This window comes from Streptomyces sp. LARHCF249 (assembly GCF_052871255.1).
The window spans coordinates 1-19108 of sequence record NZ_JBIXJQ010000028.1 but is presented as its reverse complement, the minus strand read 5'-3'; the positions used below and the strand labels follow the sequence as shown (position 1 = coordinate 19108).

General features: G+C 74.7%; 3 protein-coding genes and 1 pseudogene. All 4 read right to left on the bottom strand.

Going from position 1 to position 19108, the window contains the following annotated elements:
* Positions 1-9016, bottom strand: a 9016-nt coding sequence (locus ACIPUC_RS37100; protein ID WP_446594844.1) for a type I polyketide synthase, incomplete at its 3' end; no start/stop codon positions are given.
* A gap of 113 nt (positions 9017-9129) precedes the next feature.
* Positions 9130-14121: a type I polyketide synthase gene (locus tag ACIPUC_RS37095; protein ID WP_446594843.1), complete on the bottom strand. Its 4992-nt coding sequence runs from the start codon at positions 14119-14121 to the stop codon at positions 9130-9132.
* A 32-nt stretch (positions 14122-14153) separates the two neighbouring features.
* Positions 14154-17459 (bottom strand): annotated as a pseudogene (locus ACIPUC_RS37090) (type I polyketide synthase); the annotation flags it as partial.
* Between the two features lie 282 nt (positions 17460-17741).
* Positions 17742-19028: a KR domain-containing protein gene (locus tag ACIPUC_RS37085; protein ID WP_446594845.1), complete on the bottom strand. Its 1287-nt coding sequence runs from the start codon at positions 19026-19028 to the stop codon at positions 17742-17744.
* Positions 19029-19108 lie beyond the last annotated feature (80 nt).

The following is a 19108-nucleotide window of genomic DNA, read 5'->3' as shown; positions in this document are numbered from 1 at the left end:
ACACCGGCGCCTGCCGCACATCAACCCGATCGCCGTCCCCGACAGCCACCGCACCCCGCGTCACCACCGCCAACACCGAGCCCTCACGCTCGTCCGCCAACCAGTCCTGCACCGCCGCCAACACCCGGTTGGCCAGGCTGTGGACCGCGGCCGGAACGTCGTCGTCGGTCACCTCGCACTCGAAGACGGCCGTACCCTCGGGCAGGCCCTGCGGGGCATCCGACGCCGGCAGGGGCAGCGGGTTCCACACGATGCGGAAGAGGGAGTCCGTACCTCCTGTGCCGAGCTGCTCGGTCGAGACCGGGCGGCCGACGACCGCGCCGACCGTGGCGACGGGAGCACCCGTGGCATCGGCGACCTGCAGGGAGAGGCTCTCCGGCGTGGGCTGGGTGATCCGTACCCGTACGGCGGAGGCTCCCGCCGCGTGCAGGGTGATGTCCTTCCAGACGAAGGGCAGGACGGTCTCGTCGCCGCCGGTGCCGTTGACGAGCGCGGCGTGCATGGCGGCATCCAGCAGGGCGGGGTGCAGGCCGAACTCCGCGGCCTCGGCGTGGGCCTGCTCCGGCAGGGCGACCTCGGCATAGAGGACGTCGCCGAGCCGCCAGGCGGCCTTGAGGCCCTGGAACACCGGCCCGTAGCCGAAGCCCCGCTCCCGCAGGCCCTCGTACGCGCCGTCCAGCGACAGTACGTCGGCGCCTGCGGGCGGCCAGGCCGCCAGGTCGAAGGCGGGGGCTTCGGCGCCTGCGGCGAGCACGCCGTCGGCGTGCAGGGTCCACGGCAGGTCCGGCCGGTCCTCGGCGCGCGAGTAGACGCTCACCGAACGCCGCCCGGAGGCGTCGGCGGGGCCGACGACCATCTGTACGGTGAGGGCACCGCGCTCGGGCAGGATCAGCGGCGCCTGGAGCGCGAGCTCCTCCAGTACGTCGCAACCCACCTGGTCGCCCGCCCGGACCGCGAGCTCCACGAAGCCGGTACCGGGCAGCAGGATGCTGCCCAGGACGTCGTGGTCGGCGATCCAGGCGTGCGTGCTCGCCGACAGCCGGCCGGTGAACGTGACCACGTCGGTGTCCGGGGACGGCAGCACCGCACCGAGCAGCGGATGCCCGGCATCGGTCAGTCCGGCCGTCGCCATACTGCTGCCGCCGGAGCCGATCCACGAGTTGGCGAGGTACTCCTCCGTGCCGATCCAGTAGCGGGTGCGCTGGAAGGCATAGGTGGGCAGCTCTACCCGGCGGGCGCCGGTTCCGGCGTAGAAGGCCTGCCAGTCGACGGAGACCCCGGTGGTGTGCAGCTGGGCCATTGCGGCGACGAGGGTCTGCGTCTCGGGCCGGTTCTTACGGAGTCCCGCGACGAGCACGGCGTCGGCAGCGCTCTGCGCGGCCAGCCCGGTCAGAATGCCGTCCGGACCGATCTCCAGGAACCGGGTCACCCCCTGCCGCTCCAGCGCGACCACCGCATCGGCGAACCGGACCGCCTCCCGCACCTGGGAAACCCAATAGTCCGCAGACTGCCACGCCTCGGACGACTCGCCGGTCACCGTGGAGACGACGGGAATGCGCGGCGGGCTGAACGTCAACTCCCCGGCCACTACACGGAACTCAGCCAGCATCGGGTCCATCAAAGCGGAGTGGAAAGCGTGCGAGACGGCGAGACGGCTGGTCTTCCGGCCGACTGCCGTGAACTGCTCACCAAGCGCGAGCACGGCTGCCTCGGTACCCGAAACAACCACGGACTCCGGCCCGTTGACCGCCGCGATTCCGACCCCGTCGGTCAGCAGCGGCAGCACCTCCTCCTCCGTCGCCTGGACAGCGAGCATGGCGCCCCCGGCGGGGAGTTCCTGCATCAGCCGGCCACGGGCGACCACCAGCCGGGCCGCATCCGCGAGGGACAGCACCCCGACCGCGTGCGCGGCGGCCAGCTCGCCGATCGAATGCCCGGCCACCACATCCGGCCGTACACCCCACGCCTCCACCAGCCGGAACAACGCCACTTCAAGCGCGAACAACGCGGGCTGGGTGAGCGCGGTCTCGTTCAACGCCTCCGCATCCTCACCCCACACCACCTCCCGCAGCGACCGCCCCAGCAACGGGTCGACCTCCGCACACACCGCGTCGAAAGCCTCCGCGAACACCGGGAAGGACGCGTACAACTCCCGCCCCATCCCCAACCGTTGCGCACCCTGCCCCGTGAACAGGAACGCCGTCCGCCCACCCGACTGCGGCCGGCCGGTCACCACCCCCGGGTGGGACTCGCCCGCCGCAAGGGCGGCGAGAGCGCGCTCACGGTCGTCGCCCAGCACCACCGCCCGGTGCTCCATCGCGGTGCGCGCCGCGGCGAGCGTGTGCCCGATGTCCTCGGGGCGGTACGCGTCCACCACCTCGAGCAACGCGCCCGCCTGGCCTGCCAGCGCCTGCGGGGACTTCGCCGACACCACCCAGGGCGCGACCGGCAGTCCGGCGACCGGCTCCGCCTCCGTCGACTGCCCGGCGGGGACCTCCTCCACGATGACGTGTGCGTTCGTCCCGCTGATGCCGAACGAGGAGATGCCCGCCCGGCGCGGCCGGCCCTCGCTGCGCCACTCCCGGGCCTCGGTGAGCAGCTCCACCTCACCCGCCGACCAGTCGATCTGATCCGACCGCTCCCCCGCGTGCAGGGTCGGCGGCAGCACCCCGTGCCGCATCGCCATCACCATCTTGATGATCCCCGCAACACCCGCCGCCGCCTGCGTGTGCCCCATGTTGGACTTCACGGAACCCAGCCACAGCGGCCGGCCCTCCGCCCGCCCCTGCCCATACGTGGCCAGCAGCGCCTGCGCCTCGATCGGGTCCCCGAGGGTGGTGCCGGTGCCGTGCGCCTCGACCGCGTCGACCTCGGCGGCCGAAAGGCCCGCGTTGGCCAGGGCCTGGCGGATCACCCGCTGCTGCGAGGGCCCGTTGGGGGCGGTCAGGCCGTTGGAGGCCCCGTCCTGGTTCAGCGCCGAGCCGCGCACCGTCGCCAGGACCGGGTGGCCGTTGCGCCGCGCGTCGGAGAGCCGCTCCAGCAGCAGCATGCCCGCGCCCTCGCCCCAGCCCGTACCGTCCGCACCCGCGCCGAACGACTTGCAGCGGCCGTCGGGGGCGAGTCCGCGCTGGCGGCTGAACTCGACGAACACCTCCGGGGTGGCCATGACGGCGACACCGCCGGCGAGGGCCAACGAGCACTCCCCCGACCTGAGCGCCTGCGCCGCCATGTGCAGGGCCACCAGCGAGGAGGAGCACGCCGTGTCCACCGTCACGGCCGGGCCTTCCAGGCCGAACACGTACGAGACGCGCCCGGAGGCGATGGCTCCGGTGCTGTTGTTGGCGGCGTAGTCGTGGTACATCATCCCGGCGTAGCAGCCGGTCATGCTGCCGCGCAGGGTCTCCGGATCGATCCCGGCCCGCTCGAACACCTCCCAGGCCGTCTCCAGCAGCAGGAACTGCTGCGGATCCATCACGGCGGCCTCGTTGGGGCTGATGCCGAAGAAAGCCGGGTCGAACTCGCCCGCCTCGTGCAGGAATCCGCCCTCCCGGGCGTAGCTGGTGTGGGGGCGCTCGGAGGTCGGGTCGTAGATGCGGTCGAGGTCCCAGCCGCGGTTGGCCGGGAAGTCGGAGACGGCGTCCACGCCGTTCGCGACCAGCTGCCACAGGTCCTCGGGGGTGCGCACCCCGCCGGGGTAGCGGCAGGCCATGGCGACGATCACGATCGGGTCGTCGTCGACCGCTGCGGACCGGACCGCGGTGGTCGCGGGGACCGACTGCCCGGTGGCTCCGTCGAGTTGGTCGAGGAGGTGGCGGGCCAGCGCGCGCGGGTTGGGGTAGTCGAAGGCGAGGGTGGCGGGCAGCCGGACGTCGGCGGCCGCGCTGACGGCGTTGCGGAACTCGACGGCGGTGAGCGAGTCGAAGCCGAGCTCGCTGAACGCCCGGCTCTCGTCGACCGCGTGCGGCCCCGGGTATCCGAGGGTGATGGCGACCTGTGTGCGGACCAGGTCGAGCAGCAGGGCCGTGCGCTCCTCCCGGTCCAGTCCGGCCAGCCGGCCGCGCAGCGCCCCCGCCGCCTCGGCGGCGGACGCCGTGCTGCGCCGTGCCCGGACGCGGACCAGGCCGCGGAAGAGCGGCGGCAGGGCCTCGCCCGCCTCGGCGAGCGTATGGACGTCCAGCCGGATCGGCAGGAGGACGGGGGCGTCGACGGTCAGGGCCCGGTCGAAGAGGTCAACGCCGTACTCCGCGGTGAGCGCGCCGATGCCGGTACGGCTCATCCGCTGGAGGTCGGCTTCGGTCAGGGCGCCGGACATGCCGCTCGCCCACAGGCCCCAGGCGAGGGACTGGGCGGGCAGGCCGTGGGCGCGCCGGTGGGTGGCGAGCGCGTCGAGCAGGGCGTTCGCGGCGCCGTAGTTGCCCTGTCCGGGGACGCCGAGGACGCCGGTCGCGGAGGAGAACAGCACGAAGGCCGACAGCTCCAGGCCGCGGGTGAGTTCGTGCAGGTGCAGCGCCGCGTCGGCCTTGGCGCGCAGGACGGTGTCCAGGCTCCGCGGGGTCAGCGAGGCGATGAGGGCGTCGTCGAGCACCCCGGCCAGGTGGACCACGCCGGTGAGCGGCACCCCGGAGATCAGGGCGGCGAGGGCGTCGCGGTCCCCGGCGTCGCAGGCCGCGACGGTGGCTTCGGCGCCGAGCCCGCGCAGTTCGGCGCGGAGTTCCACGGCGCCGGGGGCGTCCGTGCCGCGCCGGGAGACCAGCAGGAGGCTCCGGACGCCGTGGGCCTCGACCAGCTGCCGGGCGACCAGCCGGCCGAGCGCGCCGGTGGCGCCGGTGACCAGGACGGTGCCGTTGCCGAAGTCGGGGCGGACGCGGCGCTCGGGGTCGTCGGTGACGCGGGCGAGGCGGGCGCCGTGGACGGTCGCGCCCCGTACGAGGATCTGGGGTTCGGCGGCGGCCACCGCGGCGGCCGCCTCCTGCGGGTCGGCGAGGTCGGTGAGGTCGGCGAGCAGGAACCGGCCGGGGTGCTCCGCCTGCGCCGAGCGCACCAGGCCCCAGACGGCAGCCCCGGCCAGGTCGGTGACGTCCTCGGCGGGCCGGGCCACGGCCCCGGAGGTCGCGACGAGCAGCCGCGAGGCGGCGTACCGCTCGTCGGCGAGCCAGCCCTGCAGGGCGGTGAGCACCCGCGCGGTGGCGGCGCGTACGGCCTCCGGGCCGGACCCGGGCCGGGAGCGCAGGATGACGTGCTCCGGTACGGGTCCGTCGGCGGGCAGGGTGTCCCAGTCGGCCGGTGCCGGCATGGCGGCGGGCGTCGGGAGGGCCGTCCAGTCGAGGGCGAAGAGGGATTCGTGGGCGGCCGTACGGGCGGCGGCGAGCTGCTCGGCGGAGACCTCGCGCAGGACGAGGGAGTCCACGGAGAGCACGGGGCGGCCGGTCTCGTCGCCGACGGACAGGGCGATGGCGCCCGCGCCGTCGGGGGCGATCCGGACCCGCAGGCGGGTGGCGCCGGACGCGTGCAGACGTACGCCGGTCCAGACGAAGGGCAGGACCGGGCCCTGGGCGTCGGCGAACAGGTCGGTGAAGACGGAGCCGTGCAGCGAGGCGTCCAGCAGCGCCGGGTGCATGCCGAACGCGGCGGCGTCGGCGCGCGCCCGCTCCGGGAGGGCGACCTCGGCGAACACCTCGGTTCCGCCGGTGGCGGCCCAGGCGGCGGTGAGGCCGCGGAAGGCCGGGCCGTAGGGGAGGCCGGCCGCGGCCAGCGCCTCGTACACGCCGTCCATGTCGATCGGGGTGGCGGCGGTGGGCGGCCAGGCGCCCAGGTCGACGGCCGGGTCCGGGGCCGCGGCGGCCGCCAGGACGCCCGCCGCGTGCAGGGTCCACGGCTGGTCGGGCTGGTCGTCGCGGCGCGAGTGGACGCTGACCGGGCGGCGCCCGGAGGCGTCCGCGGGGCCGACCTCGACCTGGAGGGCGACCGCGCCGCGTTCGGGCAGGACGAGGGGCGCCTGGAGCATGAGCTCTTCGAGCAGCTCGCAGCCGACCTGGTCGCCGGCGCGGACGGCCAGCTCCACGAAGCCGGTGCCGGGGAAGACCACGGAGCCGCCGACGAGGTGGTCGGCCAGCCAGGGCTGGGCCGATACCGAGACCCGGCCGGTCAGCACCACCCCGCCGGAGTCGGCGAGGGAGACGACGGCGCCGAGCAGCGGGTGCCCGGCGGCGGCCAGGCCGGCGGCCGAGAGGTCGCCGAGGGCGCCGGTGCCCTCGACCCAGTAGCGGGTGCGCTGGAAGGCGTAGGTGGGCAGGTCGACGCGCCGGGCTCCGGTTCCGGCGTGGAACGCCTCCCAGTCCACGGCCGCGCCGGAGGTGTGGAGCTGGGCCACGGCGGCGATCAGCGCCTCGGGCTCGGGGCGGTTCCTGCGCAGGGCCGGTACGAGGACCGCCTGCTCGGAGTCGGCGGTCTGCTGGGCGAGTCCGGTGAGGATGCCGTCGGGGCCGATCTCCAGGAAGCGGGTGGCGCCCTCCTGCTCGAGGGTGCGGACGGCGTCGGCGAAGCGGACGGCCTCGCGGACCTGGGTGACCCAGTAGTCCGGGGACTGCCAGTCCGCGCCCGGGCGCTCGCCGGTCACCGTGGAGACGGCCGCGATCTGCGGCTGCGCGTACGACAACTGCTGGGCTGTGGAACGGAATTCCTCAAGCATCGGGTCCATCAGCGATGAGTGGAAGGCGTGCGAGACGGCGAGGCGGCTGGTCTTGCGGCCGACGGCCGTGAACTGCTCGCCGAGCGCGAGGACGGCCGCTTCGGCGCCCGAGACGACCACGGAGTCGGGTCCGTTGACGGCCGCTATGCCCACCCCGTCGGTGAGCAGCGGCAGGACCTCCTCCTCCGCCGCCTGGACGGCGAGCATCGCGCCCCCGGCGGGCAGCGCCTGCATCAGCCGGCCGCGGGCGACGACCAGCCGGGCCGCGTCCGCCAGTGACAGCACGCCCGCGGCGTGCGCGGCGGCGAGCTCGCCGATGGAGTGACCCGCGACCACGTCGGGGGTGATCCCCCAGGCCTCGACGAGTCGGAACAGCGCCACTTCGAGGGCGAACAGGGCGGGTTGGGCGAGCGCGGTCGCGTTCAGCGCCTCCGCGTCCTCACCCCAGACCACCTCTCGGAGCGACCGGCCGAGGTGCGGGTCGATCTCCGCGCAGGCGGCGTCGAAGGCCTCCGCGAACACCGGGAACGAGGCGTACAACTCACGGCCCATGCCGAGCCGTTGGGCGCCCTGCCCGGTGAACAGGAAGGCCGTGGAGCCCTTGGCCGCCACGCCGCGCACCACACCCGGGTGCGGCTGCCCGTCGGCGAGAGCGGCGAGAGCGGCGAGAGCGGATGCGCGGCCGTCCGCGAGGACGACCGCGCGGTGCTCGAGCGCCGCGCGGCTGGTGGCCAGCGAATAGGCCAGGTCCGTGGCGTCCAGCTCCGGCGAGGCCGTGATGTGGGCGTGCACCCGGCTCGCCTGCGCGGAGAGCGCCTCGGCGTCCCGGCCGGAGACCGGCCACGGCAGCACGGACGGCACCGGCACGGCGGTCCGCGGTTCGGCGGCGGACGGATCCACCGGCGGCCCGACCGCCTCGGCCGGCTCCTCCGCGGGTGCCTCCTCGAGGATGACGTGGGCGTTGGTGCCGCTGACCCCGAAGGCCGAGACGCCCGCCCGCCGCGGCCGGTCCTCGCCGCGCTCCCACTCCCGGGATTCCGCCAGCAGCCGGACCCGGCCCGCGGACCAGTCGACGTGGCTCGACGGTTCGTCCACGTGCAGGGTCTGCGGCAGCACGCCGTTGCGCAGCGCCATGACCATCTTGATGACGCTGCCGACACCGGCGGCGGCCTGCGCGTGCCCGATGTTGGACTTGATGGAGCCGAGCCAGAGCGGCTGCCCCTCGGGGCGGTCCTGCCCGTACGTGGCGAGGAGCGCCTGCGCCTCGATCGGGTCGCCGAGGGTGGTGCCGGTGCCGTGGCCCTCGACCACGTCGACCTGGGTCGCGGGGATGCGGGCATTGGCGAGGGCCTGGCGGATGACCCGCTGCTGGGCGCGTCCGTTGGGGGCGGTGAGGCCGTTGCTGGCGCCGTCCTGGTTGACGGCGCTGCCGCGGACGACCGCCAGTACGGGATGGCCGTTGCGCCGCGCGTCCGCGAGCCGTTCGAGTACGAGCATGCCCGCGCCCTCGGACCAGCCGGTGCCGTCGGCGGCTTCGGCGAAGGCCTTGCAGCGGCCGTCGGGGGCGAGGCCCCGCTGGCGGCTGAACGCGATGAACGGCGAGGGGGTGGACATCACCATGACGCCGCCGGCGAGGGCCAGCGAGCATTCGCGCTGTCTGAGCGCCTGGGCCGCGAGGTGGAGCGAGACGAGCGAGGAGGAGCACGCCGTGTCGACGGTCACGGCCGGGCCTTCCAGGCCCAGGGTGTAGGAGATCCGGCCGGAGATGACCGCGGCCGCGTTGGCGGTGGTCATGTAGGCCTCGGCGACCTCGCCGGCCGCGCCGATCAGGTACTCGTAGTCCTGGATGCCGGAGCCGGCGAACACGCCGACCGGCTTGCCGCGCAGGGACACCGGGTCGATCCCGGCGCGCTCGATCGCCTCCCAGGACACCTCGAGCAGCAGCCGCTGCTGCGGGTCCATGGTCAGTGCCTCGTTGGGGCTGATCCCGAAGAAACCGGCGTCGAAGTCGGCGACGTCGTCGACGAAGCCGCCCTCGTGGACGTAGCTGCTGCCGGACCCGGCGGGCTCCGGCTCATCGCCGCGCAGCCCGTCGAGGTCCCAGCCGCGGTCGGTGGGGAAGGTGCTGATGGCGTCGCGGCCTTCGGCCACGAGCCGCCACAGGTCGTCCGGGGTGCTGACGCCTCCCGGATAGCGGCAGCTCATCGCGACGATGGCGATGGGCTCGTGGTCCTGGTTCTCGACCTCCTGGAGCCTGCGGCGGGTCTGGTGCAGATCCGCCGTGACCCGCTTGAGGTAGTCGAGAAGCCTTGCGTCGTCATTGGACATCTTGGTCCCACCGAGTCCTTGTTCATGCCGTGAGGTCGAGTCGGGTCGCAGTGCGCGCGCATCGCGGATCGGGCTGCGGATCGGGTCCCGCGCGGCCGGTCGCGTGAGGCCGGTCAGGTGAGGCCGAGTTCGTTGTCGATGAAGGCGAACACGTCGGCGGCGGAGGCGGCTTCGAGCTGGTCGCCGATGCCCTGCGCGCCGGTCGTCGCGTCGAGGATGCCGGTCAGCCGCGCCAGCAGGCTCTGCAGCCGGGCGGTGATGCGGGTGGCCTCGATCTCCTCGGCGGCGAGGGCCGCCGCGGCCTCTTCGAGGCGGTCCAGCTGGGCGAGTACCGGCAGTTCACCGGCGCCGGCGTCCCGGCAGAGCTCGGACCACAGGTGGGCCGCGAGCGCCCCCGGACCGGGGTGGTCGTAGACCATGCTGGTGGGCAGGGGGCGGCCGGTGGCCGCGACCAGCCTCGTCCGCAGGTCGACGGCGGCCACGGAGTCGAAGCCGAGGTCGGTGAAGCCGCGGTCGGCGGGGACCTCGGCCGGGTCCTCGTAGCCGAGCAGGGCGGCCACGTGCGTACGGACCAGGTCGAGGAGGGCCGCCCGCTGGTCGGCCTCGGACAGCCCGGCCAGTGCCTCCGCGAGGCCGGATCCCTCCCCGCTGCCGCCCGGAGCCGGGTCGGTGTGGAGGGCGGCGCGCGCCTCGGGCAGGGCGTCGAGCAGCGGGCGCGGGCGGGCCAGTGCGTAGGTCGGCGCGAAGCGGTCCCAGTCGAACTCGGCGACCACTGCGTGCGAGGATCCGCCCGCCAGGATGCGGCGCAGGGCGCCGACGGCCCGGTCGGGACGCATCGCGGGTGCTCCGATGCGCCGCATGACGGCGGCCAGTTCGGTGTCGACCATGCCGCCGTCCCAGGAGCCCCAGGCCACCGAAGTGGCGGCGAGGCCGCGGGCGCGGCGGTGGTGGGCGAGGCCGTCGAGGTAGGCGTTGGCGCTGCCGTAGGCGGACTGTCCGGCGCTGCCCCATACGGCGGCGCCGGAGGAGAAGAGGACGAAGGCGTCCAGCGGGGTGTCCGCGAGGAGTTCGTCGAGGTGCCGGGCGCCGAGGACCTTGGCGGAGGCCACTTCGGCGAGGTCGGCGAGGGTCAGTTCGGCCAGCGGCGCGATGCGCTGCGGAAGTCCGGCCGCGTGGATGACGGCGGTGAGGTCGGTGAGCCCGGCGAGAAGGCCTCGTACGGCTTCGCGGTCGGCGATGTCGCAGGCTTCGACGGAGACCCGTACGCCCGACTCCCTTATCCCGTCCGCCAGTTCCCGGGCGCCGGGGGTGTCCGGTCCGCGGCGGCCGACGAGGACGACGTGGTCCGCGCCGTCGGCGGCGAGCATCCGGGCCACGTGCGCGCCGAGTCCGCCGGTGCCGCCGGTGACCAGGACCGTGCCGCGCGGCCGCCACGGCCCGGCCGGGTCGGGGTGCGCGGGGCGCACCATGCGGCGGGCGTAGGTGCCTTGGGGGCGGACGGCCACCTGGTCCTCGCCGGTGGCTCCGGAGAGGGTGTCGCAGACGCGCAGCGCGATCCGCTCGGCATCGGCATCGGCATCGGCATCGGCGGCTTCGGTCACGGCGTCGGCCGGGAGGTCGACGAGGCCGCCCCAGGTTCCGGGGGTCTCCAGGGCCAGGGCCGCGCCCAGGCCCCAGACGGCGCTCTGCGCGGGCCGGGACGCCAGGTCGGCGTCGTCCGTGGCCACCGCCCCCCGGGTGAGGCACCAGACGGGGGCGGTGGAGTCCCGCCCGGCCAGTTCCTGGAGCAGGGCGACGGTGTCCGCGAGGCCCCGGGAGAGCGCGGGGTGGTCGGGGTGCGCGGTGTCGTCCAGCGCGAGCAGGCTCAGCACTCCGGCGGGGGCGGCCGGGAGCGCCTGCGGCAGTACGGGACGCTGCGCGCCGCCGGTCTCCCGCAGTACGGGCGCTGCGCCGCGCGTGGTGAGGGCGTCGGCCAGCAGGGTCGCGAGGGCGCGCTGGGCGGCGGTGTGCACGACGAGCCAGTCGCCGTCGAGCGGGGCGGCGGGCGCGGGGTCGGCGACCGGGACCCAGGCGACGCGGTAGCGCAGCGCGTCGACGGCGGCCGTCTCGCGCCGGCCGGCCCGCCAGGTGGTGAGTGCGGGCAGGACGGGGGCGAGGGCGGCGGGGTCGAGGCCGAGCCGCTCGGCGAGTGCCGCGGTGTCCTCGCGCTCGACGGCCTCCCAGAACTGCGACTCGCCGGGGTCGGCGGCGGTTCCGTCGCCGGCCTGCGCGGCGGGCTGCTGCGCCCAGTAGTTCTTGCGCTGGAAGGCGTAGGTGGGCAGGTCCACGCGGTGGGGGCGGTGGCCGGTGGCGGTGAAGTAGGCGTGCCAGTCGACGTGGACGCCGCGGGTGTGGGCGAGGGCGACGGCTGCGGCCAGCTCGCGCTCCTCACCGCGGTCGCGGCGCAGGACGGCGGTGAAGACCGGCCGGTCGGACCCGTCGGCGGTGTCGGTGAGGCAGTCGGGGCCTAGCGGGGTGAGGGCGGCGTCGGGGCCGAGCTCCAGGAACGTGTGGACGCCCTTGGCGGCGAGCAGCCGTACGGCATCGGCGAAGCGGACGCTCGCGCGGACGTGGCGCACCCAGTAGTCGGCGCAGGCCAGTTCGTCGTCGCCCGCGAGTTCACCGGTGACGGTGGAGACGATCGGCGTGCGGGCGGTTCCGTACGCGATGCTCTCGGCGACGGTGCGGAACGCGTCGAGCATCGGCTCCATCAGCGGCGAGTGGAAGGCGTGCGACACGGTGAGCCGCTTGGTCCTGCGCCCCAGGGCCGCGAAGTGCGCGGCGATGCCGAGGGTGTCCGCCTCGTCTCCCGAAACGACCACGGCACGCGGCCCGTTGAGCGCGGCGATGCCGGTTGCCGGGGTGAGCAGCGGCTCCACCTCGTCCTCGGCGGCCTCGACCGCGACCATCGCGCCGCCCTGCGGGAGGGCCCGCATCAGCCGGCCGCGGGCGGCGACCAGGCGGGCGGCGTCGGGGAGCGTGAGGACTTCGGCGACGTGGGCGGCGGCCAGTTCGCCGACGGAGTGGCCGGCGAGGAAGTCGGGGCGGACGCCCCAGGACTCGATGAGCCGGTACAGGGCCACTTCGCAGGCGAACAGTGCGGGCTGGGCCTGGCCGGTGTCGTCGAGGAGCGCACCGTCCTCGCCCCACATGGTCGCGCGCAGCGGGGTGTCGAGATGGGCGTCGAGGGCGGCGACCGCCTCGTCGAAGGCGCGGGCGAACACCGGGTGCGCGGCGTACAGTTCGCGCCCCATGCCGAGGCGCTGGGCGCCCTGGCCGGTGAACAGTACGGCGCTCAGCGCGTCGGGGCGGGCGGCTTCGCCTGCGGCGGGCCCGGCCGCAAGGGCGCGCAGGGTGCGTACGAGCTCGCCGCGGCCGCCTTCGGCGTGCCCGTCGGCGACGACCACGGCGCGGTGCTCCAGGGCGGCCCGGGTGGCGGCCAGGGACCAGCCGATGTCGGCGAGCGCCTGCCCGGGGTGGGCCTCCATGTGGTCCGCGAGCCGAACGGCCTGCGCGGCCAGCGCCTCGGGGCGGCGGGCGGAGACGAGCACGGGCACGAAGCGCGGAGCCGTGCCGCCCCCGGCGGCGGCGGGTGCGCCGGGCTTGGGCGGGCCGTCGGGTATCGCCTCGGTACTTCCGCCTGCGGCGGGCACGGCTGTGGGCTGGGCGCCGGCCTCCCGGGACGGGGTGGGCTGCGCTCCGTCGACGGAGTCGACCGCGGCCTCCTCCACGATCACGTGGACGTTCGTGCCGCTCAGGCCGAACGAGGAGACCCCGGCGCGCTTGGCGCGGCCGCGGTCCGGCCAGGGCATCGGCTCGGTCAGCAGGCGCACGCTGCCCGCGCTCCAGTCCACGTTGTGGCTCGGCTCGTCCACGTGGAGGGTGCGCGGCAGCACGCCGGCCCGCATGGCCTGCACCATCTTGATGACTCCGCCGATCCCGGCGGCGGCCTGGGCGTGGCCGATGTTCGACTTGAACGAGCCCAGCCACAGCGGCTGGTCGGCGGGCCGCTCCCGCCCGTAGGCGGCGATGAGGGCCTGCGCCTCGATGGGGTCGCCGAGGGTGGTCCCGGTGCCGTGCGCCTCGACGGCGTCGACGTCGGCGGCGGTCAGCCGCCCGGAGGCGAGCGCCTGCTGGATGACCCGCTGCTGCGAAGGCCCGTTGGGGGCCGTCAGACCGTTGGAGGCGCCGTCGGAGTTCATCGCCGAGCCGCGGATGACGGCGAGGACCGGGTGGCCGAGCCGGCGGGCCTCGGAGAGCCGCTCGACGAGGACCATGCCCGCGCCCTCGGACCAGGTGGTGCCGTCGGCGGCCGCCGCGAAGGACTTGCAGCGTCCGTCGGGCGCCAGGCCCCGGTCCTGGCTGAAGCCGACGAACGAGTCCGGACTCGCCATCACGGTCACGCCGCCCGCGAGCGCCAGCGTGCACTCGCCGGTCCGTACCGACTGGACGGCGAGGTGGAGGGCGACGAGGGAGGAGGAGCAGGCGGTGTCCACGGTGACGGCGGGGCCCTCCAGGCCCAGCGCGTACGCCACCCGCCCGGAGGCGACGCTGGCCAGCCCGCCGGTACCGCCGCCGCCCGGGTAGTCGTGGTACACCACACCGGCGAACACACCGGTCCGGCTGCCCTTGAGCGAGGTGGGGTCGATGCCGGCCCGCTCGATCGCCTCCCAGGACACCTCCAGCAGCAGCCTCTGCTGCGGGTCGGTGTCGCGGGCCTCGCGCGGGCTGATCTTGAAGAAGTCGGCGTCGAACGCGCCCGCGTCGTGCAGGAATCCGCCTTCCCGGCAGTACGTCTTGCCGGGCGTGCCCGGCTCCGGGTCGTAGAGGGCGTCCATGTCCCAGCCCCGGCCGTCGGGGAAGAGCGAGACGGCGTCCCGGCCCGAGTCCACCAGCTGCCACAGGTCCTCGGGGGACGCGATGCCGCCCGGGAAGCGGCATCCCATCGCGACGATGGCCACGGGCTCGTGCTGCTGCTCCTCGGCCTCCCGCAACTGGCGCCGGGTGCGCTGGAGTTCGGTGGTGGCGCGCTTGAGATAGTCCCGGAGCTTCTCGTCGTTGCTCATCGAACCTCAACCAATCTAGAGCTGATCGCTGGCTAGGAGATGCCGAATTCGCTGTCGAGCACGTCGAACAGCTCCTCGTCGGTGACCGTTTCGAAGTCGGGGCCGTCCTGCGCCGCCCCGAGTCCTCCCGCGCCGCCCCGGGCGTCGCGCCAGCGGCGTACGACGGCTTCCAGCCGGGCGGTGATCGCGTCCGCGCGGGCGCCGATGACCTCGGTGTCGCCGCCGGCGGCGGGGAACCCGGTGAGCAGGGCCTCGACGCGGTCGAGTTCGGCCAGCGCGGCCGCGGCCGGGTCACCGCCCGCGGGCTCGGCGGCCATCCGCTCACCGAGGAACGCGGCGGCTGCCCGCGGCGTCGGGTAGTCGAAGATCAGGGTGGCGGGCAGATCGCAGCCGCTCGCCGCGGTGAGCCGCTTGCGCAGCTCCACGGCGGCCAGCGAGTCGAATCCCATGTCGCGGAAGGCGAGATCGGCTTCCACGGCGGCGCCGGAGGGGTATCCGAGGACCGCCGCGACGTGCGTGCGCACCAGCGCCAGCAGGATCCGGGCGCTCTCGGCGGCGCCCACCCCGTCGAGCTGGGCCCGCAGCGCCTCGGCGGCCTCCCGGGACTCCTCCGCCGAGGGGACCTCGTGGGCGGCCGGGGCCGCGGGGACCGGGCCGGCGGTGGAACCGGCGGCGTCGACCCAGTAGCGGGCGCGCTGGAAGGGGTAGGTGGGCAGCTCGACGACCCGGGCCCCGCTGCCCGCGTAGTACGCCGCCCAGTCCACGCGCACACCGTCCGCGTGCAGCTGGGCCAGGGCCGTGACCAGGGCCTGCGGCTCGGGACGGTTCCTGCGCAGGGCCGGTACGAGAACCGCGTGGGCGGACTCCTCGCTCTCGAGGCTCTGGCTGGCGAGACCGGCCAGGATCCCGTCGGGGCCGATCTCCAGGAACCGGGTCGCGCCCTGCTGCTCGAGCGCACGGACCGCGTCGGCGAAGCGGACGGCCGCGCGGACCTGGCCGACCCAGTACTCGGGGGACTGCCAGTCGGCGCCCGCGCGGTCACCGGTCACCGTGGAGACCGCCGCGACGCGCGGCTCTCCGTACGTCAACCCGCGGGCGACGGACCGGAATGCGTCCAGCATCGGATCCATCAGTGCGGAGTGGAAGGCGTGGGACACGGCGAGGCGGCTGGTCTTCCGGCCGGCGGCGGAGAAGTGCTCGCCGACCGCCAGGACGGCCGCCTCCGTACCGGAGACGACCACGGACTCGGGCCCGTTCACGGCGGCGATGCCGACACCTTCGGTGAGCCGCTCCAGCACCTCGCCCTCGGTCGCCTGGACGGCCACCATCGCGCCCCCCGCCGGGAGTTCCTGCATCAGCCGGCCGCGCGCCACGACCAGCCGGGCCGCGTCCGCGAGGGACAGCACCCCGACCGCGTGCGCGGCGGCCAGCTCGCCGATCGAATGCCCGGCCACCACGTCGGGCCGTACACCACACGCCTCCACCAGCCGGAACAACGCCACTTCGAGGGCGAACAGGGCCGGCTGGGCGAGCGCGGTCTCGTTCAGCGCCTCCGCGTCCGCACCCCACACCACCTCCCGCAGCGACCGGCCGAGGTGCGGGTCGATCTCCGCGCACGCGGCGTCGAAGGCCTCCGCGAACGCGGGGAACGCCTCGTACAGCTCCCGTCCCATTCCCGGCCGCTGGGCGCCCTGCCCGGTGAACAGGAACGCCGTCCGGCCGCCGCGCCGGATCCGCCCGGTGACCACCCCGGGGTGGTCCTCACCCGCCGCGAGGGCGGCGAGCCCGCTCGCGGGGTCGCCCAGCAGCACCGCGCGATGGGCGAAGGCGGTGCGCGAGACGGCCAGGGAGAGCCCGATGTCCGCCGCATCGGCACCGGGCTCCGCCGCGGCCCGGCCCAGCAGTCGTCCCGCCTGAGCGGAGAGGGCCTGCCCGGTCTTGGCCGACAACACCCACGGGGTCACGGGGAGCCCGGCCCGCACGGCCGTCTCCCGGGCGCCCTCCGGCGCCTCCTCGATGATCACGTGGGCGTTGGTCCCGCTGATCCCGAACGAGGACACCCCGGCGCGCCGCACCGCGCCGGACGCCGCCCAGGGACGCGCCTCGGTGAGCAGCTCCACCGCTCCGGCCGACCAGTCCACCTGGTCCGAGGGCTCCTCCACGTGCAGGGTGGGCGGCAGGACGCCGTGCCGCAGGGCCATCACCATTTTGATGACGCCCGCGACACCCGCGGCCGCCTGGCTGTGCCCCATGTTCGACTTGATGGACCCCAGGTACAGCGGCCGTCCCGCCGGCCGTTCCTGCCCGTACGTCTCCAGCAGGGCCTGGGCCTCGATCGGATCGCCGAGGGTGGTGCCGGTCCCGTGCGCCTCGACCGCGTCGACCTCCGCCGCCGACAGGCCGGCATCGGCGAGGGCCCTGCGGATCACGCGCTGCTGGGCGGGGCCGTTCGGGGCGGTCAGACCGTTGGAGGCCCCGTCCTGGTTCAGCGCCGACCCGCGGACGACACCGAGGACGGGGTGACCGCGCCGCCGTGCGTCCGAGAGCCGCTCCAGCAGCAGGACGCCCGCACCCTCCGAGCACGCGACGCCGTCCGCCGAGGAGGCGAAGGACTTCGAGCGGCCGTCGGGTGCCAGCCCCTGCTGGGTGCTGAAGTAGACGAACATGTCGGGGGTGGACATCACCGTGACCCCGCCGGCCAGCGCGAGGTCGCACTCCCCCGACCGCAGCGCCCGGGCCGCCATGTGCAGGGCGACCAGGGAGGAGGAGCAGGCCGTGTCCACGCTCACGGCCGGGCCCTCGAGGCCCAGCGTGTAGGCGACCCGGCCGGAGACCACGCTGCCCGCGGTGGTGCTCCCGGGCTCCCGGCCCAGCGCGTAGTCGTGGTACATGACGCCCGCGAACACTCCGGTCGCCGAGCCCTTGAGGGTGGTGGGGTCGATGCCGGCCCGCTCGATCGCCTCCCAGGACACTTCCAGCAGCAGCCGCTGCTGAGGGTCCGTCATCAGCGCCTCGTTCGGGCTGATCCCGAAGAACACCGGGTCGAACTCGGCGGCGTCGTAGAGGAAACCGCCCTCCTGCGCGTACGTCTTCCCGGGCGTCCCCGGTTCGGGGTCGTAGACCTCCGGGTCCCAGCCCCGGTCGGCCGGGAACCCGCCGATGGCGTCCACGCCCTCGGCGACGAGCTCCCACAGCTCCTCCGGGGTGGTCACCCCGCCCGGGTAGCGGCAGCCCATGCCCACGATCACGACGGGGTCGCCGTGGTGTCCGGGACCGCGCTCGGCCTCGGCGAGACGGCGGCGGGCCTCGCGCAGGTCGGACGTGGCCCGCTTCAGATACTCGAGAAGCCGCTCCTCGTTGCTCACCGAGATCTACTCCCTCTGGTCGGACCGTCCGTGGCGGGTCTCATCTCGCCTGCCTGGCCGTCTAGTTGATCGGTGGGAACGCTACTGAGCTGCAGGAAGGGCGGCCTACCCTTAACCCACCCCTGCCGGAGTCCGGCCGATGAAGGGGAAAGCACGCAGGTGCGCCGCCCCACGAAAACGGCCGAGGTGCGTGAGGCTGCCGTTCAGCCGTCACGCACCCCGGCCGGGGTGCCGGATCCGCCCTGGGTCGGGCGGTCAGGGGGTCGCGGGGGTGCCGAGCTCGTTGTCGAGGATGTCGAACAGCTCGTCCGCGGTGACCGCGTTCAGGTCCTGGCCGCCGTCCGGGATCTCCGGCGCGGCATACCCCTGGGCGTGCATCGGTGCCCCGTCGAGCCGGCCGGCCAGCTCCCGGAGCCGCTCGGCCAGCCGCGCCCGGGTGGGGCCGGTCGGCGGGGCGTCGGTCAGGAGGAGGGATTCCAGCCGCGCGAGGTCGGTCTCCACCCCTGATGCGTGTCCGGCGGGTACGACGGGTACGGCGGGTGCCAGCCGCCGCGCGAGGTAGGCGGCGACCTCGGACGCACTCGGGTAGTCGAAGATCAGCGTCGCGGGCAGACGCAGTCCGCTGGCCGCGCTCAGCTGGTTCCGCAGCTCCACAGAGCCGAGTGAATCGAAGCCCAACTCGCCGAAGGCACGGTCGGGTTCGATCGCCTCACCGGACGGGTGACCGAGTACGGCAGCCGCGTGGCCCCGTACGACGTCCAGCACGATCCGGATCCGCTCCTCCTCGTCCAGCCCGGCGATGCGCTCGGGCAGCGAGGCGGCTCCGGACGAGGACGGCGTGGCGCGCTTGCGTGCGGCGGGGACCAACCCACGCAGCAGGGCCGGTAGTTGGTCGGTACGGGTGCGCAGCGCGCCCGTGTCCACCCGGAGGGGGACGGTGAGTGCCGTGCCCGACGCCAGTGCGGAGTCGAACAGGGCCAGCGCTTCCGACTCCGACAGGGCGGGCGTGCCGGCGCGGCGCATGCGCTCCAGGTCGGCGTCGGCGAGATCGGCGGCCATGCCGGTGCGGACGCCCCACAGCCCGTAGGCCATCGCGGTCGCGGGCAGCCCCTCGGCGTGGCGGTGCGCGGCGAGGGCATCGAGGAAGACGTTCGCCGCCGCGTAATTGCCCTGCCCAGCCGCCAGAACCAGCCCACCGGCAGACGAGAACATCACGAACGCCGACAGATCCATGTGCGCCGTCAGCTCGTGCAGATGCCACGCCGCATCCGCCTTCGGCCGCAACACCGCATCCATCCGCTCCGGCGTCAACGAACCCACCACACCGTTGTCCGCCACACCCGCCACATGCACCACACCCGACAACGGGCGCTCCAGACCGTCCAACACGGCCGCCAGCGCCTCCCGATCGGCCACATCACACGCCACGACCACAACCCGCGCACCCAAACCCACCAGGTCATCGACGAGCTCGCCGACACCCGGCGCATCCGCACCCCGCCGGCCCGCCAACACCAGACGACGCACACCGTGCTCGACCACCAGATGACGGGCCACCAACGCACCCAGACCACCCGTACCACCCGTGATCAGCACCGACCCCGAACCGTCCCAGACAGGAG

Coding starts and splice junctions, on each gene's coding strand:
- ACIPUC_RS37095 (WP_446594843.1), bottom strand. CDS start 14,121: ATGAGCAACGACGAGAAGCTCCGGGACTATCTCAAGCGCGCCACCACC.